Genomic DNA, 23793 nt, shown 5'->3' with positions numbered 1-23793 from the left:
AGAGTATAGAAGTTTGTGAATAGGCCCGGTTCATTCATCAGTCAAGAAATATCAATTGTTGCTTGACTGATTGCTTGACTGTGTTTAAGCTTATCATAATTTGAATCTACGATATTTTAGTCCACCATACTTTTTGGGTTTACCACACCTTCGGGACCAGCCTGTCCGTTCTTTTTACATAATCTCTGTACCCTTTAACTTCCCGTATTAAGACTTCTTCTTCGAGCTTCAACCTGTATAAGAACAGGAAAATCAGTACTGCCGATATGCTGAGGGAATAGTAAGCATTGAGGATAAGAGGAATTCCTGCAGCCTGTATTATGTTTCCTGCATAAGCCGGATGCCTGATGAATTTATAGGGACCGTTTTCGATAAGCTCATGGTTGTCCTGGATCTCTATATGGACAGAGAAGTATTTACCAAGTGTCCATATACCCCAGGCCCGGAGAACCGTCCCAATTACTGTCAGCACTGCTCCTGTAATTATAACGGCAAAGTTGTACCGCGGAAAAAGGCTGTATTCGAGAGCCGGGACAATTAACAGCAGCCACCAGAAGAATAAAAGCAGGTGGCGAGTCCATTTATTTGACTGTGTTCCTGAAAGGTCCGAGCCTTTGTATGCGAATTTTTCTGCCCGCAGATAGAATACAAGGACTCCTACGTAAAGATAGACCGGCAGATGGTTTAAAGAGCCCCAACTTTTGTCCATTCTAATCCAGGCTGCAGCCGTCAGTAAAAGCATAAAGATGCTTATAACCCAGCTTATCCGGTCTTTTTTCCTGCTATTTTTCCCTATCATTTACATGCTTAATCGAAATGATTGTTTTTTAATTTTTCCTGGATGTATGGCGTCTCAGCGCGTGTTGACCGCCGGTTTTTCGGCCTGCTTAACTTACGACAGGATACCCTGCTGCTATCCATTCATTGATTCCGCCTCCCATGTTATAAACACCAGTGTAGCTGGCATCAACCAGTATCTGGCTTGCATCAGCACTTCTGCGCCCACTCCTGCAGTAAACCAGTATTTTTTTGCCTTTCGGAACTTCGCTTATCCGGGCTTCAAGCAGCTGATCAGGGCTCAAATTCGATCCGCCGGAATTCGTAACAGGAATCAGGGTTGCCCCTTCGATATGCGATTCGTTGAACTCGGCAGGAGTGCGGACGTCAAGCACGAAAATATCGCCCATTTCAATCAATTCCCTTGCTTCGTCCACGTTCACAGTTTCAAACCCGGAAGGACCGTCTTCCTCTTGCATTGTAAAAATTAGTAAGATTACCAAAAACAGGAAAAAAAGAGCACAAAAATACATTAAACTTTTTTTATTCAGGCAGATTCCTCCATTACTGCGTTTAACATCTGGAAGAGTAGTTGGGTACGTATTCTATCAAATGCTATCTTTAGATAGAAATTGCTTCTTGAATATAATTCTATTTACTTGCAAAAATTATAATCTGTTTTGGATATTTACCTGCTTTTGCAGCAGCCTTACCAGATGAATGGAACAAGCCGGTACCTTACTTTCGTTGTATATTCCTTATATCCCGAAAGCTCCTCATAGAGCATCCGGTCTTCAAAGTAGGTACGGAAAACGAAAGCAAAAGCAAGTAACAGTGCAGGGATTAGCCCGTAAAAAGAGCCGATGATAAACGGTGCACAGCCGTAAAACAGAATCATCCCGGCATAGCCCGGATGCCGGACGATGGCGTAAGGCCCGGTGGAAACAACCGTATGTTCCCTGTCCTTCTGGATGCGAACCGTTGTCTCAAAAAACTTGTTTTCGACCATTGCCCACGCTACAAACAGCCAACCTGTGATGAACATTATCACGCCGACAACCAGAAACTCCATCCCGGGGCTTGAAAGCTGAAACTTTCCCACATCGAGGCCGCACACAATAAACATCAGGATAATAAGCAGGATGTAGAGAACAACAAAAATCCTGTCCCACCACTTCATTTCCTCCCGGATTATTTTGCTCCGTGCTCTGATGACCTCCGGGTTAAACTTGAGAAAAATAACCATATTGGAGAGCAACGAAACTGAATACAGTCCGAAGAAGAGCCATGCCCTGGGAAGGTCGGCCCGACCGGCAGAGAGAAAGAAGACTGCTGCCATCAGGAATAAGCCTGTAAGGACCTGTACAACCCTCCGAGAAAATGCTTTCCAGAATTCGGTGTCCTTTTCCACCATTTCAACCATGAAAATCCCCATCTGACTCCTTGTGCTTTCAGCCAGAAACCCCTGCCGCTTCAGAAGTTTCAACTGAAAATTTTTCCAGAGGGCACTGGTTTTTGTCCCCCGTTTACCCGCTAAGAAGGAATGATTTTTGATGCTCAAAAGGATTTTGATGACTAAGTTCAGGGCATGGCAGAAGGGAAATAAAAGAGAAATGAAATTAGAGAGAAGTGAGATCCGGCTGGCGCAGTTCTGGAGGAATAACTTTAACTGTGAACATGTTAAATGAACCATGCCTTTACGAAAAACGAAGGCAGAATACCCGTCATTTCAATGATGGGTAGTTCACTGACAATTATCGGAGTAATTACATGGAAGATCTCAAACGGCTTTTTAAAAAAGATAAATTCGCTGCACATGCAGGAATAGAACTGCTGGAAGTTAACCCGGGATATGCAAAAGCCAGGATGGTAATTGAAGAAAAACATCTTAATGGTTTAAATATAGTTCAGGGAGGAGCATTGTTTACCCTTGCAGATCTTGCTTTTGCAGCAGCCTCAAATGCATATGGGACTGCTGCAGTTGGACTCAATGCAAATATCTCTTTTGTAAAAGCTGCAACAAAAGGAACTCTCACAGCCGAAGCAAAGGAAACTTCAATAAACCCTAAAATTGCCACATATACTGTAAATATCACTGATGACGAAGGAGACCTCGTGGCAATATTTCAGGGAATGGCCTATAGAAAAAAGTTTTCACTTGATTTTTCAGATGTTTGAATCCCAAAAATTAAAAGAAAATTAAAAATTCTGCCGTAAACAAAGATTAAATTAAACGTAAAAAACACTTAAAACCAAAAGTAAACAACGCTTAAAATTAAAATAATCATTTTTTTGCAGATTGAAGTTTTAAAAAAGCTTGGGATGCGACCGCCGGGATTCGAACCCGGGTTCTAAGCTTGGGAAGCTCAGGTCATAGCCACTAAACCACGGTCGCAAACTGTCTTAAGGAACTGCTGTGTACTCATCTCATGCATCTTTTAGATATTAAAGTTTTCGGTAAAAGGGACGAGATGTCGGAAAATACTGGTTTACCCCTCGATGAAAGTGAATATCTGTTTCTGAAACTTGAGGGGGCAATGACGCGGTTTAAAGAGCTTGCAGAACTTATTGAGGAGGTTGAAAAGCTCGCGCCCCATAAGAGAATCATAGGATTGATGAGTTTTTTGGGAACTCAAAGAGGACGAGATGAGGGATAATCCGGAAATAGCCGAGTTATACGAGACTGGCATTAAATAACGGAAAGTTAACGTATTTTAAAACAACGTTCTATTTCCATAGATCAATACTTTTTTATGCAGTACCCGAGATAGTGGAAAAACTAATAAAGGAATAAAAGTTCAAATTGGTATTAAAATCGATTTAAACAAAAATCAGGCAAAAGGTTACAATAATGGTTTCAAAGGACCTCCCCTTCAACAAAGAAGATATCCTGAAAATAATGGAAAAATATCCCACCCCTTTTCATATTTACGATGAGAAAGCCATTCGGGAAAACGCCAGAAGAATGAAATCCGCCTTTAAAGACGTTCCCGGCTTCAAAGAGTTTTTTGCTGTAAAAGCTCTCCCTAACCCCTTCATCCTTAAGGTCCTCAAAGAAGAGGGTTTCGGGGCGGACTGCAGTTCCCTTCCCGAGCTGATCCTTGCGGAAAAAGCAGGGATGACCGGCGACGATATTATGTTCAGTTCTAATGATACGCCGGCTGATGAGTTTGTAAAAGCAAAGGAACTGGGAGGCTACATCAACCTTGACGACATCAGCCACATCCCCTACCTGGAAAAGTATGCGGGACTTCCGGAAATAGTCTGCTTCAGGTACAACCCCGGCTCCCTGAAAGAAGGAAACGAAATCATCGGAAAGCCGGAAGAGGCAAAGTACGGTTTTACAAAGGAACAGATGTTTGAAGGGTACAGGATCCTCAGGGATAAAGGCGTAAAGCGCTTCGGAATGCACACAATGGTTGCATCGAACGAACTTAATCCCGATTATTTCGCGGAAACCGCAAGGATTCTCTTCGAACTCATAGTTGAGATCTCAAAGGAACTTGGAATCCGGTTCGAATTCGTAAATCTCGGCGGAGGAATAGGCATCCCCTACAGGCCCGAGCAGGAGCCAGTCTCCCTGGAAACCATAGCAAAAGGCGTGAAAGAAGCCTACGACGCCACCATCACAGCTAACGGGCTCGCTCCACTCAAGGTCTACCTGGAATGCGGCAGGGTCATCACAGGCCCCTACGGCTATCTTGTCTCTCAGGTCAGGCACCTCAAAAGCACGTACAAGGACTATGTTGGGATGGACTCCTGCATGGCAAACCTCATGCGCCCTGGAATTTATGGGGCATACCACCACATAACCGTCCTCGGAAAAGAAAAGGCAGCTCCTGCCCACAAATACGACGTAACCGGCTCCCTCTGCGAAAACAACGACAAGTTTGCAATCGACAGGATGCTTCCTGAAATCGAAATAGGTGACGTCCTGGCAATCCACGACACCGGAGCCCACGGGCACGCCATGGGATTCAACTACAACGGAAAACTCCGCTCTGCCGAACTCCTGCTGAGAGAAGACGGAAGCGTTGTGCAGATCCGCAGGGCTGAGACCATCGAGGACTATTTTGCAACCCTTGATTTTGAGGAACTGAAAGATTTCAGGTGAAAACTTAAAAGCTTAAAAACAGGCAGACGCCTGAAACTTTCTATCTTTTTTTACCTTCCTTTACACATTCTCATTTTACCTTCGCTTTTCGAGATCCGTCTGTTGATTCGGAAACCCTTTGCCATATCAAGCCCTGACCTGCCCCAGGTTCAAGGTACTTGATCATGCACTGAGGACCGAGAAACTCTTTCTGCACCTTTTCGTGTTCAAGCATCTTTTCAGAGAAATCCATCATTCGGAATAAGACATTTTCAGAGAAATCCATCATTCGGAATGAGAGTCTAATCCCGGTTTCAAAAGGTAGATTCAAAAAAGTAATCATGATGCTCGGGGTAAGGAACAGACTGTCAGCAGACTGTCAGATTACTCCCGGGCATCAAAAACGATCTGATTTCGCGGATTTTAAATAGTCTCGTACTTTTTCAGGATATCCTCGAAGGCTTCCGCAACAACACCGAGCTTTTCCTTTCCGACCCCGAAGGTGCTGAGCTTGAAATACTTTGTCAGCCCGGACTTGATGCCGTGGATGTTGCGGCTCTTCAATTCCTTGTATAGGAAGTACCGCCCATTCTTGACTTTCTGGGAGATCTCATAGAAACCCGGTGCTTCGAAGAACATAAGGTCGTGATTGTGGGGGGTTTGTCCGCGCTGGATAAAGCCCAGGTCCTGAAGCTTTGCAGAGAACCAGCGGGCATTTTCGACTTCCTGGTCCCAGTTCCGGACGCGCTTTACCACTTCAGGGAAAGAAGCCATCAGGGTCATGACCGTAGCCCCACGAGCAGTACACCCGAGAAGTTCAACTTCTTTTGCCTTATTGTACTCGGACTTCCTGAACACTATCGGAGCATACTCTTCACTTACCCCGAGCACTCCGACAGGCCCGGACGCTGCCATCGACTTGTGCCCGCTGCCCACAATAAAGTCGGCGCCGATTTCTTTTGCGGAAACAGGCATCCTTCCAACACAGTAAGCCCCGTTCAGAAGAAGGGGAACATCGTATTCGTGGCAGACGGACGCTATCTTTCCGGCATCCGGGATGTTTCCGTAGCTCCCGTCAGGATACGTAACAAGGGCAAGAGCTGGAGGTTTTCCACTTTCTTTGATGACTTCTTCAATTGCAGTGCCGTAACCTTCCGGGTCCATGCGGTATTCGGGGCTGCCTGCGTGTGGTACGGCTTTGATATTCAAGCCGGCTCTTTCGGCTGCAACGTAAGAGGAGTAGTGGGCAAGCCCGTCAAGCACGATCCAGTCCCCGGGCTTTCCCATGGAGTGCATAACTGCAAACTTGGACTCTCTTGCCCCATTTGTGACCCTTGCCTCATCACAACCCAGGAACTCGGGAAGAGCCTGGTGTACGAAATCATGGATAGGAGGCTTTTTAATCTGGTCCAGAACCCCTCCACAGAAGTCGCAGACAGAGTAACCGTCTCCCCATTCAACAAGAGTCTGCCTGGCAGCCTCGGTCAAAAGCCCGCCAGTCTGAAGAGGGTCAATATTTATGCTGCCAAGGGTTTCTCGCTTTATGAAACCAAACTTCTGTAAATATGAGTCGTCAAGTGTCATATTATGTATACCTCAGTGATAACTGTAAATTTATGATGTGAATAATTAAATTCTTGCCTGGACTAAAACCATTTACTGTGGATTGATTTAGCATTTCTTATGTAAATTAACCTGCTTAGAACTCTACGTACCAGTGATATGCCGAGAATTCATAAAAAAGTATTCCAGAAATAGCTATAAAAAGGACAGTAAAATAACATAGAAGAAGACTACCATAGAAGAAGACTACCATAGAAGGGATAGACGAATTTCATTTATATAAAAGCATAAAATGAAAAGGGAAATACTATCCAGAAGCCTTTACCTGAAAGTACAGAGCAGGAAAAGGCTCCTGATAAAGAAAAATGAGCAAAACGTCTATTAAGACGTCCTGCAGTCATAGGCTTCAGGCATTTACTGCCTTGCCAAAGACCTCAATAAACTCATCGCACTGAGCAACAATTATTGCTGCCGTTTCCTTTAAGATCAGAATCGGGTCCGTACCATCGGTTTTGATGTAAAGGATAGGATCACTGATGCTCACGTGTTTCATATCGTAAAAAGCTGCTTCAACCCTTTCATCTTTAATCAGGAGGTCCTTGAGAAGATTGAGAAGGGTATGAGTTTCGCCTCTGAACTCGACTTCGAGCTCGTTATTTGTTTTGTTAATGATGTTCAGTTCCATTGGTGACCACCTGTAAATGGTGAATAATATAGCCTGCTATAAACAGCCTGCCATAAAATACATAATTTATCATAAAATGTCGAAACCTGCATAAAGTAAGATAGGGAAAGAGAAATTTACCTTATTCCTTTCCCGTACTCGGTTGAAATCTTACGGGTTTCAGTCATATTGCAGACAGGGCATTTAAGCTTTTTCCCTTCCAGCACAAGTTCCCCTCTGCAGTTTGAGCAGTAAGCTTTTACAACTCCAAGGGAATCTTCGGCTGTGGTAAGGCGCATTCTGTCAACTTCAATGACTTTGGCTCTTATAAGATCAGACGGTCTGAACTCATCTAACAGTCTCTTGACATAGGCATCCCTTACATTTGAAACGTGGATATCTCCGGGCCTTGAGCTGACAATTTCCCTGTTTTCTTTTCCTTCAATTGCTGCAACTTCCACCATTGCCCCGGACTCGCGGACGTCAGTGATCCTGCCGTAAATTATGTTTCCTACTTTAAGGAGATTTGGAGTAAGAGTATTTGGCTTAACCAGGACCACTCTGGCTTTTCGGTCAATGAGTACATTGCCTGTAGCAGTAGAATAAATATCTCCAGCAATTACTGCTGTTCCTTCGCCTGGTTTGAATTCCTCTGTAGTTCCGACAAGTTCTCCCGGAAGAACAAAACCTCCTTTTTCAAGGTCTTCTTCAGATCTCACGACTTCTTCGACAGGAGGCCTGGATCCTGACATTTCCTTCCTATCTCGGGGAGTTTTCTTAGGATATGGGAACCTTCTCTTTTTGTTAGGGTCGCCTTTGAACTGATCTGTGGGCTGGTCTCTAGACTGACCCTTGAACTGATCCCTGGGCTGACCTCTGGATTGGCCCCTGGGTTGACCTCTAAACTGGTCCCTTGCCGGACCCTTGAACTGATCCCTGGACTGGGTTCGGGGCTGGCTTTTAAACTTGTCCCGGGACTGCTCCCTTTGAGGGCTCCTTGACTGGTCCCTTGACTGGTCCCTGCTTTCTGCAGTTGCAGGGACCGATTTTTCAGCAATCGTCTTTCCTTCACCAGGACCTGTTAATTTTTTCCTAGTAGTTTTATTTTTTCGGATTCTAATCATGATCCCTCATTCGAATTATCGCTATTAGTGGATAGATAAGTCGTTTTAATGGTTTTTCAGTAATCTTTAGAGAGTTTTCATTATAGAGTTTTTGGCGGCAATTGAACTCATAGAGAACTCATCTTCGGGAGGAATAGGAGTAATTTCCTTTCTTAATATCTTCCAGTTAATTCTTCCCTTGCAGCATGGCATACATTTCAATACATACAAATTAGATTATTGTAAAGTACCCCAGCTTATTTATTTCAGATTATCTGTCCCAAAGTATCTGTCTACGCCATGGATTTGTTCTATGTATTACGGATTTATTCTTAACACCATGACCTGTTCTCTATACAATACTCTATACAATAGAGTTATTAATTCCGCCTTTTAAAATGAAATCTGAAGATGCAAAGCTGTAAAACATGAGGCCTTAAATGGCTCCTGAACACAGGCTTTATTCATGAACAGCAACCCTGTAAATCTCTACCTCAATAATTTCTCTTTCTTTTTGATGGAAATCGAAAGTCCTTTTTAGAGGGAATTTCGCAACGTAAGAGTGTGTAATGACCGCAGGCTTAATGAACTTTTGGATAAAAGCAAGGCTTCCGCGGTTGTGGATGGAATATATTACCTCACTTGTTCTTAATGCTGACGAAAGAAAGGGTCTGTCCCTGCCTTTAACTCTTGCCCCGAATGGAGGGTTCATAAGTGTGGTTTTTACATGCCCTGAGACTTCCGTAATATCGGAGCAAACGAACTCCACCTCCACTCCAAGCTTTTCGGCATTTTTTTTTGCAACCTCAAGCGCCTTCGGGTCCGTATCATACCCCACGACTTCCCTGGCTCCCAGAAGTTTTGCCCCTATTGCAAGAATACCGGTACCGCAGCCCAGGTCCTGAACTGATTCTTCAAGGTCTCCCTGCATATAAGCAAAATGGAGTATTTCCGCAGCAAGGGGAGAAGGAGTCTGGTATTGTTCAAGATCAAGTTCGGGATCAGAAAACCCTTCGACTTCTTCAAGCAGCATTTCAAGTTTTCTCTGTTTCATATCTTTTGATTTTTCTTTGTATTATATCTGGTAAGAGGTTATGCAGGCATTTGGTAAAAGGTTATACAGGTTCCTCGGTAATTTCGTCCAGTACAAGCTTTTCCCATTCACGTTCTCCAAGCACGATCTCAAACTCCTGTGGCGTTAGCATTGGGGAAGGAAAACGTCCCACTTCATCCACAGCAAGCCTGGGACAGGCGGTGTTTACGAAAGCGTCTACCTTGAACTGAAGCAGCTGATCAGGAGTTACGAGATCGATAAGGATCAGGTGTGCTTCTTTTCCATGTTTCCTTGCAAGTTCTTTGAGAGAAGAAGCAAGTTCTATCCTCTTCTGCCCATTTTTGCTTGAGACAATGATCCCGAAAACCTGCGCATCCAGAGACTTTGCAATTACCGCACTCCGCTGGCGGAGAACCTTTGAAGGGTTAACCTCGCGGACTTCACCGGAAAATGGGTCAGCTGCAAGGACACGTTTTTTTGTGGAAAGGGATACCCCGAGGGGATGGAAATCCCCGCTTCCGATATAAAGGTACTCATCACAGTCTTCATCCCTCGCTGCCGAAAAATTGCAGCCGAGCACCTGCCCTGCATAGGCAATCCTGGAGTCACCGCGTCCGATAACACAGGTTTTTCCCAGTTTCTCAAGCACACTGCATGCATCCGGAAGCTTATGGACATGCTGGACAGTGGTGATCAGACCTATTCTCTCTCCTTTAAGTTCCCGGACAGCCTTCTCAACAACAGGCCGGACATCAATTGATGAGCGGGTTTCGATAAAGTACACTTTATCCGAAAGCTTGACATCTTCCAGTTCCGCATGCCCGAAGTGGAAAAGAATATCAACATGATCAAGGAGAGTCCGATCAAGATCACATGCCCCAAAACAGGGATCTCCTGAGATGAGAACCTCGGCTCCGGTAGCTTCCTCAACGGCTTTTGCAAGTTTCGGACCTTTGCGTTTCAGCCCTTCAGGAAACTGAAAGCCCACAAACTTTGCTTTCGTATCCTTTATCACGCTGATTATATAATCAGGCCTTAAATCGAATGCTTCACTGATCCCCAAAGACATCCTTTATCTCCACGCCTTTCTCACTAACATCAATTGTGACGAGAACCTTGGGTTTAAATCCGAGTTCCTTTAGCTTAAGATAGCCGTCTCCGCGCCCTATAACGGAAATTACATCTTTTACTTCGACGCCCATATTTTGCAACGCCTTTACAAGTGCAAGAAGCGTTCCACCCGTACTGATAACGTCGTCAACGATAATTATTCGGTCTCCCTTTTTGAGCCCATTTATATAGAGGACACCTTTCGAATAGCCTGTGCTCTGGGAGAGTTCCACTTCTCCTTCAAGGAAGTAAGGGCGCTTCCGGACGATGGTAAGAGAGATTCCGGTTTTAAGGGAAAGGGCATTTGCAACCGGGATGCCCATAGCTTCCACAGTCAGGATAGTGTCAACGTTCATATCTGCTATCTCTGCGATGTAATCGGAAATCTCTTCTACCATATGGGGATCGATGGAAGGTACACCATCAGAAATAGGATGGATAAAATAGTTATATTCCCCTCGCTTTATCACAGGGGAGTTAATTAGTGAATATTTCAGTCTTTCAAGCATGGTTTTAACCTTTTTTGGCTGTCTCAATATTCCGGGAAGTAAAAAACCCTGAAATAATATTCTGCTCCCTCGAGGATACTGCCCCCTGAAGCGGATACGGATATACAAACACGCTACCGGGAAAGATAAATCAATTTCAGGAAACATTGAAGTACTTGATATAACTTTGGTTTTCCAGTTCCATTTACATCCGGGACGCATGGAAATTTATAATAAATAGCTATGTCAGTGTTAATAAATTTAAGGATAATAAAGGTAAAGAGTTCTGGAAAAAATAAGAGAGCTATAAAAAAGAATAGTTTGACTGTGGAAAAACGAAGACGGAAAAAGTAAAAACAAACATGAAATTCTTCAAATAACAAGCACAAAGAAAAGAAAGTACCTTTCAAATTACGTACCTTCATACCAAAGAAAAAAAAGCAAAAAAAAGCAAAAAGAAAAAGGGTTAAAAAAACCCGTCAAAAGCTCTCAACTATAAAATATCAGGCTTTCATTCAGGCTTTAGATTTATTCATCCATCTGCCGATTCCAGGAAACCCGTTTCTTGAGGGATTGACATTTCCTGCCGGGTTGAGCAGCCCAAGGACAACATAGGGATTGGCACCCGCCTGTTTCATTTCGATCAGGGTATCCTCATCAATGTCAATGACTGCGATTTCCGTAACAAGTCCTTCCTTATCCCAGTTTTTCCTGTCCATAAGACAACGGTCCATCAAGTATTTCGAAATCCAGGCAGGATCTTCTTCTTTTGCCCCACACTCCGCACGCACGACATCAAAGTCAAACCCGAGTACCACTGCCTGCATAGTTCCGGCGTTTTTATCCGTAACCACGAAGATTCCGGCAGGAGATCCACCAATGGCTTCTATTTCTTCATCTGTCAGCGCAGATACCCAGACCCCTCCTTTTCCGGGAGATGCATCCCAGCGCTTTACAAAAACATCTTCTTTACACCAGTTGGGGCAGGAGAAAACCGTGTAACTTACCCCATCTTCAAGCGGATAATTCTCTTCCATCCAGTTTGCAAGTACATAGCCGCTTGAAACCCCGGGACAGAAGTGGTTGTGCAATTCCAGGCACTGCATCAGTTCATAATCTAAACTTCCGGTGGCCCAGCCATTGGAGATTGTAAGAATGGCAAATTCACGCCCGTCAAACACCTTTGAGCTTACTTTTTCATTCCAGGCGGCTATGGACTCCGGGTTTTCTGAAAGTGTATCAAAGTCTATATTTTCAGTTACCTGGTAACTGATCTCATTCTCAGCTCCATATGAAACCTCGATAAAAGTGCAGTCTCCGCTGGATTTGTCAAAGAAAGCAAACCAGAGAGGGGCATTCCTGGCGTTCTGGACTATAAGCAAGTTCTTTGTGTACAGTAACTCCCTTCCATAAAACTCCGAATAGAAATCATCCAGAAAAACATAAGACTCCGCAGGAGAACCGATGTCCGTGATTATAAGGGTGTCTTCAGGTCCGATGTCTCCGAGGCTTTCTTCGGCTGCGGCAAAAACCCGAGTCATCAACTCCTGGTTATCGGCTTCAGCTGCCATCCCTTGAATAGAACCAAGGGAGAAAACAAGTATTGTAAGTAAAACAAAATCTATGATTTTTGTTTTGATTTTCCTGTTAGCAATTACACTTCTTCCAATCATGCTTTTTCCTCTACTACCCGTTAATAATTTATTTAATCGGGAAAACAATGGCATTTGCCAAAAAATTAAACTTAAAAATTAAGATAAAATTTCAATTTTATGTTTTTTAGTGTTACAAAAGAAGAAAAAAGAATACATAAAACTTTCGAATTTTGTTAACGTTGAAGACCATATAAGTAGGAAAAAGAGAAAGAAAAGGAATTTGCGGGAAAGAGAAAAGAGAGAAAAAAATTAAAAAGGAAATTTACAGGAAAGAAAAGAAAGAGAAAAAGTTAAAAAGGAAATTTACGGGAAAGAAAAGAAAGAAAAAAAGTTAAAATGGAAAATTGAAAAATCAGAATACGGTGTCAAAAAGTCCGACTACGAACTCTGCCAGTTCCCTGCTTTTCTCTGTTGAGGTCATCAGGGTATCAGCACGACAGGCACGGCAGCCAAGTCTCTCGAACGCGAATTCGTCTGCCCGATCCCTTTCATCGAAAACAAAGACGTCAAGGAATTCCTGATAGTACTCCGCAACTCCCATGGAAGAGACTTCAAGCCCGCAGGCCTGCATCAGCTTCCCGGCAGGCCCGCTGACAGGAGCATTGCCTATTATAGGGCTTACTGCGACCACCTTTTTCTTTTTCAGCAGTTCTCTCATCCCCGGCAGGGAAATAATAGGACCTATGCTGGTTATGGGGTTGCTCGGGCCTATGAGGACTCTGTCATCCTTCTCAAGGGCTTCCATGACCTTTTGAGCAACTGAAGCTTCGGAAACGCCTCTTATGTCAACTCCAAGCACATCGGGCTCTCCGTGTTTTCCAACCCAGAAATCCTGAAAATGCATAACCCCATTCAGGGTCTCGATACAGGTAGAAACCGGATCATCTGACATAGGTAGAATGCTTGCATCGATCCCTAAAAGGGATGCAAGCTTTACTGTAGCTTCCGTAAGAGATGCCCCACCCCGGATGAGGTTTGAGCGGATAATATGGGTTGCACGATCCCGATCCCCGAGCCTCATACTTTCTTCGACCCCGAGTTCCTGCATGCGCTCATAAGTCCGGAAGGTATCGTTTTCTATACCCCACCATTTCTTCCGGTCGATCTGGTCTGAGAAGAGATAGAGAACTGTATCGAGGTCTGGAGAGATCAGGTTCCCAGAAACCCACAAGTCTTCGGCAGTGTTTACAACAACGGTCAGTTCCTCCGGCGGGAGGATTTCCTTGAGCCCGTCAAGGAGTTTGGGAGTTCCGGTGCCTCCTGACAATATGATCATGATAATACCTTTTCCCTGATTTTTTTTCAGCCTTCGGGTAGGCAGGTGCTTCTGCAACTTATGCAGTATCAAAGTAATAGCATCAAAGTAATAGATACAGCAATATATAATGACATCTGTCTAAAGAATAATGAAAGTTGTCCTTGATCCCGTACACGGTTACATCGAAATGGATGAAATCGTCCAGGAACTTCTGGCTACCCCACAGATGCAGCGCCTCAGAAGGATCAAGCAGCTTGGCTTTTCAAATCTTGTATATCCGGGAGCAAACCATACCCGTTTTGAACACTCCCTCGGGACCATGCACCTTGCCTCCATGCTGATGAAAAACCTCGACTCTATTGAAGAGGATAAAAAAAAGGAGATAAGAGCTGCCTCCCTTTTGCACGATGTAGGGCATGGGCCTTTTTCCCACGTAACCGAGAATGTTATCGACAAGTATACCCGGCACAGGCATGATGATGTAAAGGAAATTGTAGGGAAAGGGGAAATAAAAGAAGTGCTGAAAAAGCACGGGATTTCCCCCGGAGACCTTGCAAAACACGTCAAAGGCGAGACCTCTTTAGGGCAGATCCTCAGCAGTGAGATCGATGTGGACAGGATGGACTACCTTGTCAGGGACGCTCATTACACAGGCGTTGCTTTCGGGGTCGTGGACTACAACCGCCTGATCAACCAGATGCACTTTTACGAAGACAGGCTTGTTGTCGACTACGGAGGATTGAAAGCTGCCGAATCTCTTCTGGTTTCCCGTTTCTGGATGAATACCTCGGTTTACTATCATCACGTGACCAGAATCTCGGAAGCGATGTGCTCAAAAACCGTGGAGTACATGATAAAAAATAGGGAACTTGACCCGGCCAGGCTCAGGCAGATGGATGACACCGACCTGATAGCGGCCATGCGAAACGCAAGCGGATATGCAGGAGAACTTGCAAGGCGGCTGGATGCGCGCAAACTCTATAAGCGGGCGCTTTATACAGGGCTTGAAGATGCAGGAAAAGGTGTGCTCAAGCACCGTGATAAAATTGAGAGAACTGAAAAGGAGATTGCAGAACTTGCAGGAGTAGACCCACAATTCGTGATTGTGGATATTCCAAAGACTCCTGAAATGCTGGAAATGAAAGCAATGATAAAAGCAGATCACAGGATGATCCCGCTTAATGAAGCTTCACATTTCGTATCAATCCTGCAGGAAGCCCATATGGATAACTGGAGAATGGGAGTCTACAGCCCGAAAGAGCACTGTGAAGCCGTGGGAAAAGCTGCAAAGGAATACTTTAACGTAAAAAAAACCACAAAACAATTTAAGCTGAGTGATCTGGAAAAAACTTAAAATACCGGAGTAAAACTTTTGTTTAAAATCACAAGGAAAGTCGGCAGTGTAGAAATCATACTCGAAGCAAAAAAGCTAGGGGAAGATTACCTGCTGACCCTTACTGGCGGAGAGGAGCATGCAGGTGCAGTTGCGGTCGGGCTATTTGATGAAAAAAGCAGGAGAGCCAGCTCTTCTGTGATCACACTGCCCGGACACAGGGAAGAGCAGCTTGCCCTGGACAGCGCAAGGCGGGTAAGCAGGGCAACAGGAAAGACATCGGTATTTGTTGCCGGAATTCATGTGGATAATATCAGCCAGGAAGAGATAGGGGAAATAGTCTCAGCCGCAGAGGAGATGGTTAGAAGCTTCATCGCCTCCTGTGAAAAAAGTGACATGACAGCAAGGAGAAGCGAATAATGGAAATAACTGTAGGAATTAGCGGGGCTTCAGGGGTACAGTATGGGATCCGCCTTCTTGAAGTGCTGGCGGAAAAAGGGATTAAGACCCATCTTGTACTGACCGAAGCTGCAAAACAGATAATCGAGATCGAGACTGATTATTTGCCCATTGAAGTGGAAAAACTTGCAACCTGGAATTATTCCCAGAAAGACTTTTCAGCGCCTATAGCAAGCGGTTCCCATAAAACGGCAGGCATGGTTATTGCTCCCTGCAGTATGAAAACGCTCGGGGCAGTTGCAAACGGGATATCTGACACCCTCCTCACAAGGGCTGCAGACGTCTGCCTGAAAGAAGAGAAGAAACTTATCCTGATGACTCGCGAAACCCCTCTGAATCTCATACACCTCGAAAACATGCTGAAGGCTAAAAAAGCAGGGGCAAGTATTCTCCCGGCATGCCCGGGCTTCTATTCCAGACCGAAAACCCTGGATGACCTTATAGACATCATGGCTGGCAGGGCGCTTGACCTTTTAGGAGTGGAAAACGACATCTATCAGCGTTGGGAGTGACGGAAAAAGGCTGAGGATAAGGGGGATCCCAACACAATAATAAGAATTAATGAAAGTGGGACTGGAAGTTTTGAGTCGTAAAGTCAGAGTACAGATGCATGTTCTAACGAAAGCTATATAAAGGATAATAACCTTTGAGAGGAAGTACCCTTGGGATAGTAGGGTAGCTTGGTCCATCCTCGAGCGTTTGGGACGCTTGGACCGCGGTTCAAATCCGCGCTATCCCATCATTTTTTATCTTTTTTATAAAATGTTTAATCTTTTAGATAAAATCCTGGATTTTTTAGATAAAATGTTTAATCTTTTAGATAAAATCCTGGAAAGGAAATGTCTGTTTAATAGTTAAATTACTTCAGTTTACAGCGTAAAAGATATTCTTTTTGAGAATTACAATAGACAAATATTAATATTTAAGTTGTATCTTTATAAATGACGGGTAATTTTAATACAGAAAACAGATAATCCTGTTTTAGGTGTGTGAGTGAATAACTCATAGAACTAACTGATTTAGAATCATTTTAATATAGAAAACTTATTACTTATTTTAGGTGTGAATGAACTACTCCCTGGAACTCACCCTTAAAAATAAGACTATGTGAGCCATATTATGTAGGGGTAAAATATCATGAAACAGACTCTTGAAACATTAAAAGGAAAGATAGCCGAAAAAACCCTGACATCCGACGACCTCTTTGCATTTACGGAAAGGCTGAAAGAAAGTATGCGAGAAGGGGCCCCGATTGTCAGGAACGTCTCGCCTGCAAACATCGACCTGCTCGAGATATATGCATTTGCCCTGCAGAAGATGGAAATGGCAAACGCAGACAGAGACAGCGGACTGAGGGCTGCGGACTGGAGAGAAAGTATCGATGACTTCAGCAAACTCAAAGCGTTCGTAGACAAACTGCAAGAGAGCGAACTTATCAAAAGAGTTTCCTGGAATGTCGGAGGCATGGCAATTTACGACATCGTCGACTCCGAAGCCTATAGAACTTATGTATACTGGAATATCCAGGCTGTTCTGGACAATATGCTGCTTTTCGAAAAACTCTGAAACGGCAAAAAGAAGATAAAACCTGAAAAAACAAAACCTGAAAGAAAATGCCGGGAATAAAAATTGCCCGGCAGAGAGGAAAAAGTACATGCCTACCCAGTAAGGGCATGTACTGACATCCCCTTTCAGGATCAGGTCTTAAACATTTTGGCATTTCCTTTTTTGTGGACTGTATTCTCTTAGCGGTGTCTCACAACGCAGTTTGAAAGCCCGAGGATTTCCACAATATCACTGTTGTCAGGACTGTGGATTATCATCTGCCCTTTTTTGAGATAGGGAATCCTGCGTTCGTATTCTTTAGGGACTTTTAAGGCTGAGATTGCAGCATCATTATTGAGGTTAAGGATCAGCTTTGTGTTGACCTGCTTGAAGACGGTGTCATCAATATCCTGAGGGTCCTGAGTGATCAAAAAAAGCCCCAAAGCTTCTTTTCTTCCCTGGCGGGCTGCATCTGCGAAACGGGAGATGATAAGGCGGGAATGTTCACCGTTTGCACTGGAAAGATAGCGGTGAGCCTCATCAAGTGCCAGGATTATTGGAGTTTCTTTGATCGCCTCTACACCCGAGGTGCTGAGTTTATTGTCAACAATCAGGCTCATGATTGTGAGCACTATGAGGTCCCTGATTCTGGGAGAACTTATGTACTCGGTTGGGAAAACCGAAACCTGCCCTGGCTTGAAGATTTTGTCCAGGATTTCGGTGATTGGAGTTGCATCCTGGTCAAAAACCTTTGAGAAAAAGCGGCTTTTTACTCTCCGCACGATCCCATCATAAGAGGACTCATGCAGTTTTCCACTGTCAACATAGTCGGAACGAGTACCTTCATTTTCAATATGGCTAATGAAGTTCAGGTAGGTATGGGGAACGCTTGATTTGAAAAAGTCCCCAAGGAGCACTTCAAGCCCGATATGCTGAAGTTCGGACATCCCGGCTGCTGCAATCAGCCAGGAGTTGTATTCCACAAGAGAAAAAGGAATTGTAAACTCGACCTGTTCTGCCCTTGACTTATCACCGGGATATTTCTGCCCTTCGACCTTTGCTACAAAAGCCTTTGTGGACTGAATCCTGCCATAAGTAACATTTTCGGACTCAAACCTGAATTTGTCCTCTTCGGTAAGGGTTTCGTTGTCCTCAAAAAGCTGAGAATATTCATCCTGAGGGTCCATGATTACCAGGCAGGGGTTTTTCTGGGCTTTATCGGGAGAATTCCGCAGCCGATACCTGTTGTCTTCAGTCATGAACTGGCGCAGGATGTTTTTCGAGAGGAAAGTCTTTCCTGTTCCCGTACTCCCGCAGATCAGCATATGCCTGAAAATAAGGGGGTCGCCCAGCAAATAGTCGTTTCTCAGGTAATAAGCAACTGTTTCGGGCTCTGAGTGGGTCTTTACAAGTTCTCCTCCAACGCTGAGGTGCCCGAGGAAAACACCTTCTTCCGGAATGTTCAGGCCCGTCTGGACTTCAAGCCTGTCCGTTACAGGCAGTATGGGAGTGTTCGGACGGGGAATTCTGTCTGCCATCCTGCGCGTGAGTGCACTCTCTGCTTTTTTCCGGTACAGGATGCAAAGGGGGTCAAGGCAGGCAAGGAACTTGTAGTCTGCCTCATTCATAGGGCTTGCCCGGGCATTCAGCATGCGCCTCGAGTGGATTTCAGTTGCATCATCTACGGCAAACTCCTGCCTGTACTGAAGTTTTCCTACCCTTGCAAAGAGTTTTTCTCCACCCTCATACGGCACAACAACATATGTCCCGAGCCGGATCTCACTCCTGCGGGCAGAAGCAATGTATCCTGTAATTGTAGCTCCGGAGGGGGTTATTTCCAGAGGTTCTATGCCGGTTGTGACGATCCCGAAAGCTTCATCCTGAGATGGAGTAACTCCGGAGGTTCCGATATCATAGTCATCAAATTGTTCAAATGGGAGTTCGTCTTTTTCGGAAGGCCGGGAAACGGAAGAGCCGTCCGGGAAAAAAGAGTTCTGCGGGTCATCTTCCATGGGAGCCTCAGCTGAAGGAACAGGGAATTCTTCAAAAGCTAGTAGAGAGTCCGGACCGGAGGCTTCCGTAAGCAGATCCTTTTCCAAGCATTTATTTTCCTGGCCTTTCGCCTCATTCTCGGGACTTTCCTTTGATCCTGCATTTTCTTCTGATCCGGTGTCCTTTTCAGGAGCAGAAGTCGGTTTTGACTTGTTAGAAATAAAAGCCAGAATATCGGAATCTTCATATTTCATTGATATTACCCCACCGAGTGTCATTATAAGTGATATCAGGACTCATATTTTCAAAGAATTTATCGATCTCTCCCCTCTCCACTTTCCTGATTTTTGCGAGGTGGTCTGCCTTTGTGAGGGTTAGGGGAAACCCATGCAGAGAAAGGTCAAAGAGCACTTTTTTGGTAATTTGCATGCGCAGGGAGTCATCCTTGATAAGCCCATAAGGAGCTTCAACCTTAAAAACCACATCTGTGGAAGGCACGTAAAGCATGAAAAAACAGAGGGCATAATCCTCAGGCGAAAACTTATGCCTGAGCTTTTGCTGGAGCGTGTCCCCGGCTGCAAGAGGGGAAGTCCCGTTAAGCAGCTTCTCGTAAAACCTGTTGGGTTGTAAAAACCAGTTGGTGTAAGTAATGTAAGTATTTCTGGAACCGTTAAACTTACCGTTTTTCCCGTTATTTTTGGAATTCCTTCCATCATGCCCCTGCCCGGATGGACTATCAACTTTCTGAGGGGAGAGGAGGTTTCGGAAAAACTGAGCGTCAAGCATCCAGGGCAGGTCAAAAGCTTCTCTCTTCTTCCGGACACCATCCATGATCTGCTTGTCAGTCGGATTTTTTACAAATCCTATCACAGGTTTCTGCTTTTCCAGAAAATGATCCATAATATCAATGTAATTCTGGAGGATTTTTCGGGCGTCATTGTTCTGCCGGACTTGCACTTCCTCGTCGTCCAGCACCATCCAGTACATGAGCTGTTTCGGATAAATAGGCCCGTCAATTATGAAAAAGCTCTCCGGCTCCAGCATGTCCTTCATAAAAAGCATGTGCTCGGATTCTGCCAGGTACATGGCAAAACTATGCACCATGTCAGGAGCCTTTCTTTTCAGCTCGTCAGGTGCAATTGTGACCAGTTTTGCCCTCCCAAGCCCTTCATCAAAAGTTTCCCAGCCTGATGTCGCCTGCATTGCTATCCTCTGCGAAGAAGAATAAGCAGCACAAACAATTGTCCTGCACCTCTGTAGATCAAGATTAGTAGGTGTTGCAGCCAGCCCGCAGTGACAAAAGTCAACAAAAAGCCCGCTGTCATAAGTCTTCGGGTTCGTGCTCCCGCTGTCACAGGCATAAGTAACCGGATATGGGTCCTCGCCCTGTGCCATCAGTTCGGTCCTGACCATCCCCCGAAAGAGCCTGCCCACGGCCTTCAGGATGACCTTCCCGTCAATCTTCAACTCCTCAAGCAGAGAATAAATATCTACAGCCGTCCTAGTTTCCTCAAACTCAAATGAACGGTCAATCCTCTCTGCAAGCTCCGAGATCTTATGCATATGCACGGGCTCAAGGGTCATGAATAAAAGATACTTTAAGAGTAATATATATTTGTTGAGTGGAAAAGAGAAAAAGCGACTGCTTTCCAGGAAAAACAGGTGCTGGAAATAGAAAAAATTCTTCTGGGAAGTGTCCCCAGGTTCTTTCATTTTTCCTTACGTAAAGGTATTATTTAAGGAAGAAAAGTAGAAAAAAACAATATCAAAAGACTTATTTTTGGGTATTCTATAGTTAGTATTATGATAAAGGAACAACTTACTGCATGGAATATGTTACAGTTGACATAATCTCATTGATAAGATAATTTTATAAGCGACGTGTGCACATAGTGTGTATACGGAATGCATATGATACAAGCTAGAGTTAAAATGTCAGACAGAACGAATCAAGTTCTGAATATTGTTAAAGCCAAATATAATTTAAAGGATAAGAGTGCCGCTCTCGACTTAGTTGTAGCTCAATATGAAGAGAAAATACTTGAGCCTCGATACAGTCCTGAGTTCATAAAGGAAATGCTTGATTCGGAGAATGATGAAGTAATTGGACCATTCGAAAGTGCCGATGAATTAAAAGCATACATCAAAAGCTTGCCTGATGAGGATGAGTAAGCTTGTACAAATTGTTGATCAGAGTAAAACTTTCAAAAGAGCTGAGAAAGTTAAACAAGAAAAATCATGTACTGTTTGAGGCAATTTTCAAGAAAGCTGATGAAATTTGTATCAATCCTCAGCATTACAAAAATCTCAATTATCCTCTAAATAAATATAAGCGAGTACACATTGATTCTAATTTTGTACTATGTTTTTCTGTTGACGAAAAAGCGCAAACTGTGACATTGGTGAAATTAGCCCATCACAAAGATGCTTATTAATCAAAGTGTAAAACTCGCAACAAAAATTAAAAGTTCGTTCTCGATAAGTTATCCAATATTTCAATTAAAAGAAATCAGAGTCTCATCCTCTTTTTTAAATTTGATGCTGCGGTAATTGGGCACATGTACTGCATTCCTGTAGTGTATAGAATAACTGAGTTAAGAAAAGCATACTATTGAGAGATTGAAAAAACAAGAAAGTTGGAACGTGCGTGTGTCTTGTAAGTATTTGGATCTGCAGATATTAATTATACACGTGAGGAAAAGTTTTGAAATAATCTCTATGAAATTGCTTTTCCATGTTAAGAATTTCATCCTCAAGAATTTTATTTAAAATGTAAACGAAGGTTTTCAAAAACTCAATTTCCTGTTGTGTATCACTGAGAGAAGGAATAGTTATGCCAAGAGCACCATGAGCGAATGAGTTTCTTAAAGTCGTGAATCCCTTAATTTTTCCATCAACTCCATCTACATAGTTCAATTCCTTGAAATATTCGTGCTTGAATACATCCTTAATACCAATGCGATTAAACATTTCTCGAATAGTTTTTTCTCCAGGATTAGAATCTTTGAGTGAGAATGTCTCTTTTACTAAAATTGGTTTACATAAGTTGTTATCAAAAAGAGTAGAATAAGTTGTAATTATTTTTTCATAATCTGCAATAAACCGATCTCGGTTAATTAAATCTAAAAGCTCGATTGTTTTATTTTTGTTTGTTATCAATATATTTCGTTTAAGATATTTTTTATCAATATTTAGACAATTAATTTGTTCGATAAACTCCATAAAGGAATCTCTAAGATATCTCTCTAGGAATCCACTACTTATCATAATGGCACTTCTCGAAGTGATTGACCAAACGACTCTGAAATTTCCAGTATTTATTTTACCCGCGTACGTTAGGAGATCACTTACTTCTTTAATTTGACTTAAAAAATGAATATAGGAAAAGCGTACTCGTTCGAACTTAACTTCAGAAATATCTAAGTTGGAATGACTCATTATATCACTCCATTGAGGACTTGAGCATTTCCATAAATTTTTGGATTCTTATCTTATTTGCCTCTAAGCCGTTTGTCCCCTTTCTGATTGACTCAACAAATTCATTATCTTCAAACAGTAATTTTGTTCCATTAGTTATGCGCTCTTCGTTACCAATTATTGAGTCCGGACTCACTTTTGAAAAATTATACATTACAGCATCGTATAGCGGAGCCGAAATTGTCCCCCAATCATTTTTGGAAAGATCCCATTTTCTAAAAGCTATGTTTCCGTATACTTTGTACACTTTATCGATGGTTTCAGTAAATAAAGTTCTATAAACGGCAAGTTCTTTATGTTCTACAGAATCCGTTTTTCTCTCTTTCATATAATCATTCATAGATGTTTTTAAATTACCAGTAATATTTATTTCATAATTTTGGAACAAAAAGAATCTCAAAACTAACTGAATATCATCCATCCGTTGATATATTTTAATTTTCTTAAGCTTGTTGAGATCATCCGGCAACCCCAAACATTTTTTAAAATTTTCATTCTCGGATAACTCAATTAGAAGGTCATTAAATCGACCTCTATACATGCAATTTCTTACCTCCTGAGAAGTAAGATTCTGCCCACCGGTATTAATTCTTTCAAAAACGTCGAATTTAATCTCTAAATCAGATTCATTAAGTAAAACCACAGCTGAAATGTATCGTCGATCAATTCCGCTTCGAACCGTTTTATTTAATTCACTAAATTTTTTCTTGTTCAGTTCCTGCCAAAACTCCAGCCCGGTTAATGCAAATTGATCAGTCAAATACATGTAAATAGCTGTTAACCTCTGCTTTCCATCCATAACTGAGTAACTGTTATATTCTTCCTCTGCAAGAAATACAGGGGGGATTGGAACAGCCATTATTAGCGATTCAATAAGTCTGGATTGTTGTGCTATACTCCAACGATCTCGCCTTTGAAATGTGGGATCAAGGTCGATCACGCCATTATTAATCATATCTTTTAAACTTGGTATATAGAGATCCATTTTTTGACTTACGAGTCTTTTTTGGTCGTCCTGATATTTTTTCAGGATTTTGGTATCCTCATCATTTATACTTTCAATTTCCTCATCTTCATCCATTTCAATCTCTCAATTTATATGAGCTGTACATTCAATATACGTTTTATGTTTTTAATCAATTTATTAAAACTATTATAAGATTTACACACCCAAACTAAAAAAAGTATAAATCAAATATATAGAAGGGTTTCAGTCTGGTTA

General features: G+C 43.1%; 25 protein-coding genes and 2 tRNA genes. 10 read left to right on the top strand and 17 right to left on the bottom strand.

Annotated features, from left to right (window positions below):
• Positions 1–139 precede the first annotated feature (139 nt).
• The 3 genes from EO98_RS17565 to EO98_RS15065 form a co-directional block, all read right to left on the bottom strand.
• The gene (locus EO98_RS17565) at positions 140–799 is read right to left on the bottom strand and encodes an isoprenylcysteine carboxylmethyltransferase family protein (RefSeq protein ID WP_052734561.1); all 660 of its coding nucleotides are present in this window, start codon (positions 797–799) and stop codon (positions 140–142) included.
• 88 nt (positions 800–887) lie between these two features.
• Positions 888–1256, bottom strand: a complete 369-nt coding sequence (locus tag EO98_RS15070) for a rhodanese-like domain-containing protein (RefSeq protein WP_235283751.1) — start codon at positions 1254–1256, stop codon at positions 888–890.
• 230 nt (positions 1257–1486) lie between these two features.
• Positions 1487–2263 carry an isoprenylcysteine carboxylmethyltransferase family protein gene (locus EO98_RS15065; protein WP_052734560.1) on the bottom strand — a complete coding sequence of 259 codons (777 nt, stop codon included), beginning with the start codon at positions 2261–2263 and terminating at the stop codon, positions 1487–1489.
• Positions 2264–2547: 284 nt separating this feature from the next.
• On the opposite strand from EO98_RS15065, the gene EO98_RS15060 reads away from it, so the two are divergent.
• Positions 2548–2955 (top strand): PaaI family thioesterase, encoded by a 408-nt coding sequence (locus tag EO98_RS15060; RefSeq protein ID WP_048142034.1) that lies wholly within the window; start codon positions 2548–2550, stop codon positions 2953–2955.
• 145 nt (positions 2956–3100) lie between these two features.
• Here EO98_RS15060 and EO98_RS15055 read toward each other — a convergent pair.
• Positions 3101–3172 (bottom strand) — tRNA-Gly (locus tag EO98_RS15055).
• Between the two features lie 34 nt (positions 3173–3206).
• Here EO98_RS15055 and EO98_RS17990 point away from each other — a divergent pair.
• Together EO98_RS17990 and lysA are read left to right on the top strand one after the other, a co-directional pair.
• The gene (locus EO98_RS17990; RefSeq protein ID WP_082098638.1) at positions 3207–3434 is read left to right on the top strand and encodes a hypothetical protein; all 228 of its coding nucleotides are present in this window, start codon (positions 3207–3209) and stop codon (positions 3432–3434) included.
• Between the two features lie 194 nt (positions 3435–3628).
• Positions 3629–4891 carry a diaminopimelate decarboxylase gene (gene lysA, locus EO98_RS15045; RefSeq protein WP_048142029.1) on the top strand — a complete coding sequence of 421 codons (1263 nt, stop codon included), beginning with the start codon at positions 3629–3631 and terminating at the stop codon, positions 4889–4891.
• 70 nt (positions 4892–4961) lie between these two features.
• Here lysA and EO98_RS15040 read toward each other — a convergent pair whose 3' ends face one another.
• The 9 genes from EO98_RS15040 to cofD form a co-directional block, all read right to left on the bottom strand.
• Positions 4962–5105: a hypothetical protein gene (locus EO98_RS15040; RefSeq protein WP_162197359.1), complete on the bottom strand. Its 144-nt coding sequence runs from the start codon at positions 5103–5105 to the stop codon at positions 4962–4964.
• Positions 5106–5293: 188 nt separating this feature from the next.
• The gene (gene pscS, locus EO98_RS15035) at positions 5294–6454 is read right to left on the bottom strand and encodes an O-phospho-L-seryl-tRNA:Cys-tRNA synthase (RefSeq protein ID WP_048142026.1); all 1161 of its coding nucleotides are present in this window, start codon (positions 6452–6454) and stop codon (positions 5294–5296) included.
• 385 nt (positions 6455–6839) lie between these two features.
• On the bottom strand, positions 6840–7118 hold the full coding sequence (locus EO98_RS15030) for a DNA-directed RNA polymerase subunit L (RefSeq protein ID WP_048134721.1): 279 nt from the start codon (positions 7116–7118) through the stop codon (positions 6840–6842).
• 116 nt (positions 7119–7234) lie between these two features.
• Complete coding sequence (locus EO98_RS15025; RefSeq protein WP_048142025.1) at positions 7235–8221, bottom strand: exosome complex RNA-binding protein Csl4; 987 nt, start codon at positions 8219–8221, stop codon at positions 7235–7237.
• A 439-nt stretch (positions 8222–8660) separates the two neighbouring features.
• The gene (locus EO98_RS15020) at positions 8661–9254 is read right to left on the bottom strand and encodes an METTL5 family protein (RefSeq protein ID WP_048134719.1); all 594 of its coding nucleotides are present in this window, start codon (positions 9252–9254) and stop codon (positions 8661–8663) included.
• Between the two features lie 61 nt (positions 9255–9315).
• Positions 9316–10323 carry a diphthamide biosynthesis enzyme Dph2 gene (gene dph2 / locus EO98_RS15015; protein ID WP_048142024.1) on the bottom strand — a complete coding sequence of 336 codons (1008 nt, stop codon included), beginning with the start codon at positions 10321–10323 and terminating at the stop codon, positions 9316–9318.
• Positions 10304–10873 (bottom strand): hypoxanthine/guanine phosphoribosyltransferase, encoded by a 570-nt coding sequence (hpt, locus tag EO98_RS15010; protein ID WP_048142023.1) that lies wholly within the window; start codon positions 10871–10873, stop codon positions 10304–10306. Before hpt ends, dph2 begins: the two co-directional genes overlap by 20 nt.
• A 494-nt stretch (positions 10874–11367) precedes the next feature.
• Positions 11368–12525, bottom strand: a complete 1158-nt coding sequence (locus EO98_RS15005; protein ID WP_235283750.1) for an FmdE family protein — start codon at positions 12523–12525, stop codon at positions 11368–11370.
• A 334-nt stretch (positions 12526–12859) separates the two neighbouring features.
• Positions 12860–13783 carry a 2-phospho-L-lactate transferase gene (gene cofD, locus EO98_RS15000; RefSeq protein ID WP_048142486.1) on the bottom strand — a complete coding sequence of 308 codons (924 nt, stop codon included), beginning with the start codon at positions 13781–13783 and terminating at the stop codon, positions 12860–12862.
• 130 nt (positions 13784–13913) lie between these two features.
• On the opposite strand from cofD, the gene EO98_RS14995 reads away from it, so the two are divergent.
• The 5 genes from EO98_RS14995 to EO98_RS14975 all read left to right on the top strand — a co-directional run bounded on the left by EO98_RS14995 (position 13914) and on the right by EO98_RS14975 (position 17123).
• A complete protein-coding gene (locus EO98_RS14995; RefSeq protein ID WP_048142022.1) occupies positions 13914–15119 on the top strand; it encodes an HD domain-containing protein in 1206 nt (401 codons plus the stop codon).
• 18 nt (positions 15120–15137) lie between these two features.
• A complete protein-coding gene (locus EO98_RS14990) occupies positions 15138–15518 on the top strand; it encodes a hypothetical protein (protein ID WP_048142021.1) in 381 nt (126 codons plus the stop codon).
• Positions 15518–16069 (top strand): UbiX family flavin prenyltransferase, encoded by a 552-nt coding sequence (locus EO98_RS14985; RefSeq protein WP_048134714.1) that lies wholly within the window; start codon positions 15518–15520, stop codon positions 16067–16069. Before EO98_RS14990 ends, EO98_RS14985 begins: the two co-directional genes overlap by 1 nt.
• A 152-nt stretch (positions 16070–16221) precedes the next feature.
• Positions 16222–16296: transfer RNA gene (locus tag EO98_RS14980), tRNA-Pro, on the top strand.
• Between the two features lie 398 nt (positions 16297–16694).
• Positions 16695–17123: a hypothetical protein gene (locus EO98_RS14975; protein ID WP_048134713.1), complete on the top strand. Its 429-nt coding sequence runs from the start codon at positions 16695–16697 to the stop codon at positions 17121–17123.
• Positions 17124–17302: 179 nt separating this feature from the next.
• Here EO98_RS14975 and EO98_RS14970 read toward each other — a convergent pair whose 3' ends face one another.
• Both EO98_RS14970 and EO98_RS14965 read right to left on the bottom strand, forming a co-directional pair.
• The gene (locus EO98_RS14970; protein ID WP_235283746.1) at positions 17303–19348 is read right to left on the bottom strand and encodes an ATP-binding protein; all 2046 of its coding nucleotides are present in this window, start codon (positions 19346–19348) and stop codon (positions 17303–17305) included.
• Entirely contained in the window at positions 19338–20678 is a 1341-nt protein-coding gene (locus EO98_RS14965) for a DNA double-strand break repair nuclease NurA (RefSeq protein ID WP_048142484.1), read from the bottom strand. Before EO98_RS14965 ends, EO98_RS14970 begins: the two co-directional genes overlap by 11 nt.
• 348 nt (positions 20679–21026) lie before the next feature.
• On the opposite strand from EO98_RS14965, the gene EO98_RS14960 reads away from it, so the two are divergent.
• Both EO98_RS14960 and EO98_RS14955 read left to right on the top strand, forming a co-directional pair.
• Positions 21027–21266 (top strand): DUF2683 family protein, encoded by a 240-nt coding sequence (locus EO98_RS14960; RefSeq protein WP_235283745.1) that lies wholly within the window; start codon positions 21027–21029, stop codon positions 21264–21266.
• Positions 21267–21268: 2 nt separating this feature from the next.
• On the top strand, positions 21269–21529 hold the full coding sequence (locus EO98_RS14955) for a type II toxin-antitoxin system RelE/ParE family toxin (RefSeq protein ID WP_048142011.1): 261 nt from the start codon (positions 21269–21271) through the stop codon (positions 21527–21529).
• Between the two features lie 244 nt (positions 21530–21773).
• Here EO98_RS14955 and EO98_RS14950 read toward each other — a convergent pair whose 3' ends face one another.
• Positions 21774–22532, bottom strand: a complete 759-nt coding sequence (locus tag EO98_RS14950) for a HEPN domain-containing protein (protein ID WP_048142009.1) — start codon at positions 22530–22532, stop codon at positions 21774–21776.
• A gap of 4 nt (positions 22533–22536) precedes the next feature.
• Positions 22537–23652 (bottom strand): DUF262 domain-containing protein, encoded by a 1116-nt coding sequence (locus EO98_RS14945; RefSeq protein WP_052734558.1) that lies wholly within the window; start codon positions 23650–23652, stop codon positions 22537–22539.
• Between the last annotated feature and the right edge of the window lie 141 nt (positions 23653–23793).

Origin of the sequence: Methanosarcina sp. 2.H.T.1A.6 (assembly GCF_000979455.1) — an archaeon.
GTDB lineage: Archaea > Halobacteriota > Methanosarcinia > Methanosarcinales > Methanosarcinaceae > Methanosarcina.
Note: the sequence above shows the minus strand (reverse complement) of the source record. Positions and strands in the feature narration are given on the sequence as shown.

Coding starts and splice junctions, on each gene's coding strand:
- EO98_RS14985 (WP_048134714.1), top strand. CDS start 15,518: ATGGAAATAACTGTAGGAATTAGCGGGGCTTCAGGGGTACAGTATGGG.
- EO98_RS14970 (WP_235283746.1), bottom strand. CDS start 19,348: ATGAAATATGAAGATTCCGATATTCTGGCTTTTATTTCTAACAAGTCA.
- lysA (WP_048142029.1), top strand. CDS start 3,629: ATGGTTTCAAAGGACCTCCCCTTCAACAAAGAAGATATCCTGAAAATA.
- dph2 (WP_048142024.1), bottom strand. CDS start 10,323: ATGTCTTTGGGGATCAGTGAAGCATTCGATTTAAGGCCTGATTATATA.
- EO98_RS15020 (WP_048134719.1), bottom strand. CDS start 9,254: ATGAAACAGAGAAAACTTGAAATGCTGCTTGAAGAAGTCGAAGGGTTT.
- EO98_RS15025 (WP_048142025.1), bottom strand. CDS start 8,221: ATGATTAGAATCCGAAAAAATAAAACTACTAGGAAAAAATTAACAGGT.
- EO98_RS14960 (WP_235283745.1), top strand. CDS start 21,027: ATGTCAGACAGAACGAATCAAGTTCTGAATATTGTTAAAGCCAAATAT.
- EO98_RS15030 (WP_048134721.1), bottom strand. CDS start 7,118: ATGGAACTGAACATCATTAACAAAACAAATAACGAGCTCGAAGTCGAG.
- EO98_RS15005 (WP_235283750.1), bottom strand. CDS start 12,525: ATGATTGGAAGAAGTGTAATTGCTAACAGGAAAATCAAAACAAAAATC.
- EO98_RS15040 (WP_162197359.1), bottom strand. CDS start 5,105: ATGCTTGAACACGAAAAGGTGCAGAAAGAGTTTCTCGGTCCTCAGTGC.
- EO98_RS17990 (WP_082098638.1), top strand. CDS start 3,207: ATGCATCTTTTAGATATTAAAGTTTTCGGTAAAAGGGACGAGATGTCG.
- EO98_RS17565 (WP_052734561.1), bottom strand. CDS start 799: ATGATAGGGAAAAATAGCAGGAAAAAAGACCGGATAAGCTGGGTTATA.
- EO98_RS14965 (WP_048142484.1), bottom strand. CDS start 20,678: ATGACCCTTGAGCCCGTGCATATGCATAAGATCTCGGAGCTTGCAGAG.
- pscS (WP_048142026.1), bottom strand. CDS start 6,454: ATGACACTTGACGACTCATATTTACAGAAGTTTGGTTTCATAAAGCGA.
- EO98_RS15060 (WP_048142034.1), top strand. CDS start 2,548: ATGGAAGATCTCAAACGGCTTTTTAAAAAAGATAAATTCGCTGCACAT.
- EO98_RS14945 (WP_052734558.1), bottom strand. CDS start 23,652: ATGGATGAAGATGAGGAAATTGAAAGTATAAATGATGAGGATACCAAA.
- EO98_RS14950 (WP_048142009.1), bottom strand. CDS start 22,532: ATGAGTCATTCCAACTTAGATATTTCTGAAGTTAAGTTCGAACGAGTA.
- EO98_RS14975 (WP_048134713.1), top strand. CDS start 16,695: ATGAAACAGACTCTTGAAACATTAAAAGGAAAGATAGCCGAAAAAACC.
- cofD (WP_048142486.1), bottom strand. CDS start 13,783: ATGATCATATTGTCAGGAGGCACCGGAACTCCCAAACTCCTTGACGGG.
- hpt (WP_048142023.1), bottom strand. CDS start 10,873: ATGCTTGAAAGACTGAAATATTCACTAATTAACTCCCCTGTGATAAAG.
- EO98_RS14995 (WP_048142022.1), top strand. CDS start 13,914: ATGAAAGTTGTCCTTGATCCCGTACACGGTTACATCGAAATGGATGAA.
- EO98_RS15070 (WP_235283751.1), bottom strand. CDS start 1,256: ATGCAAGAGGAAGACGGTCCTTCCGGGTTTGAAACTGTGAACGTGGAC.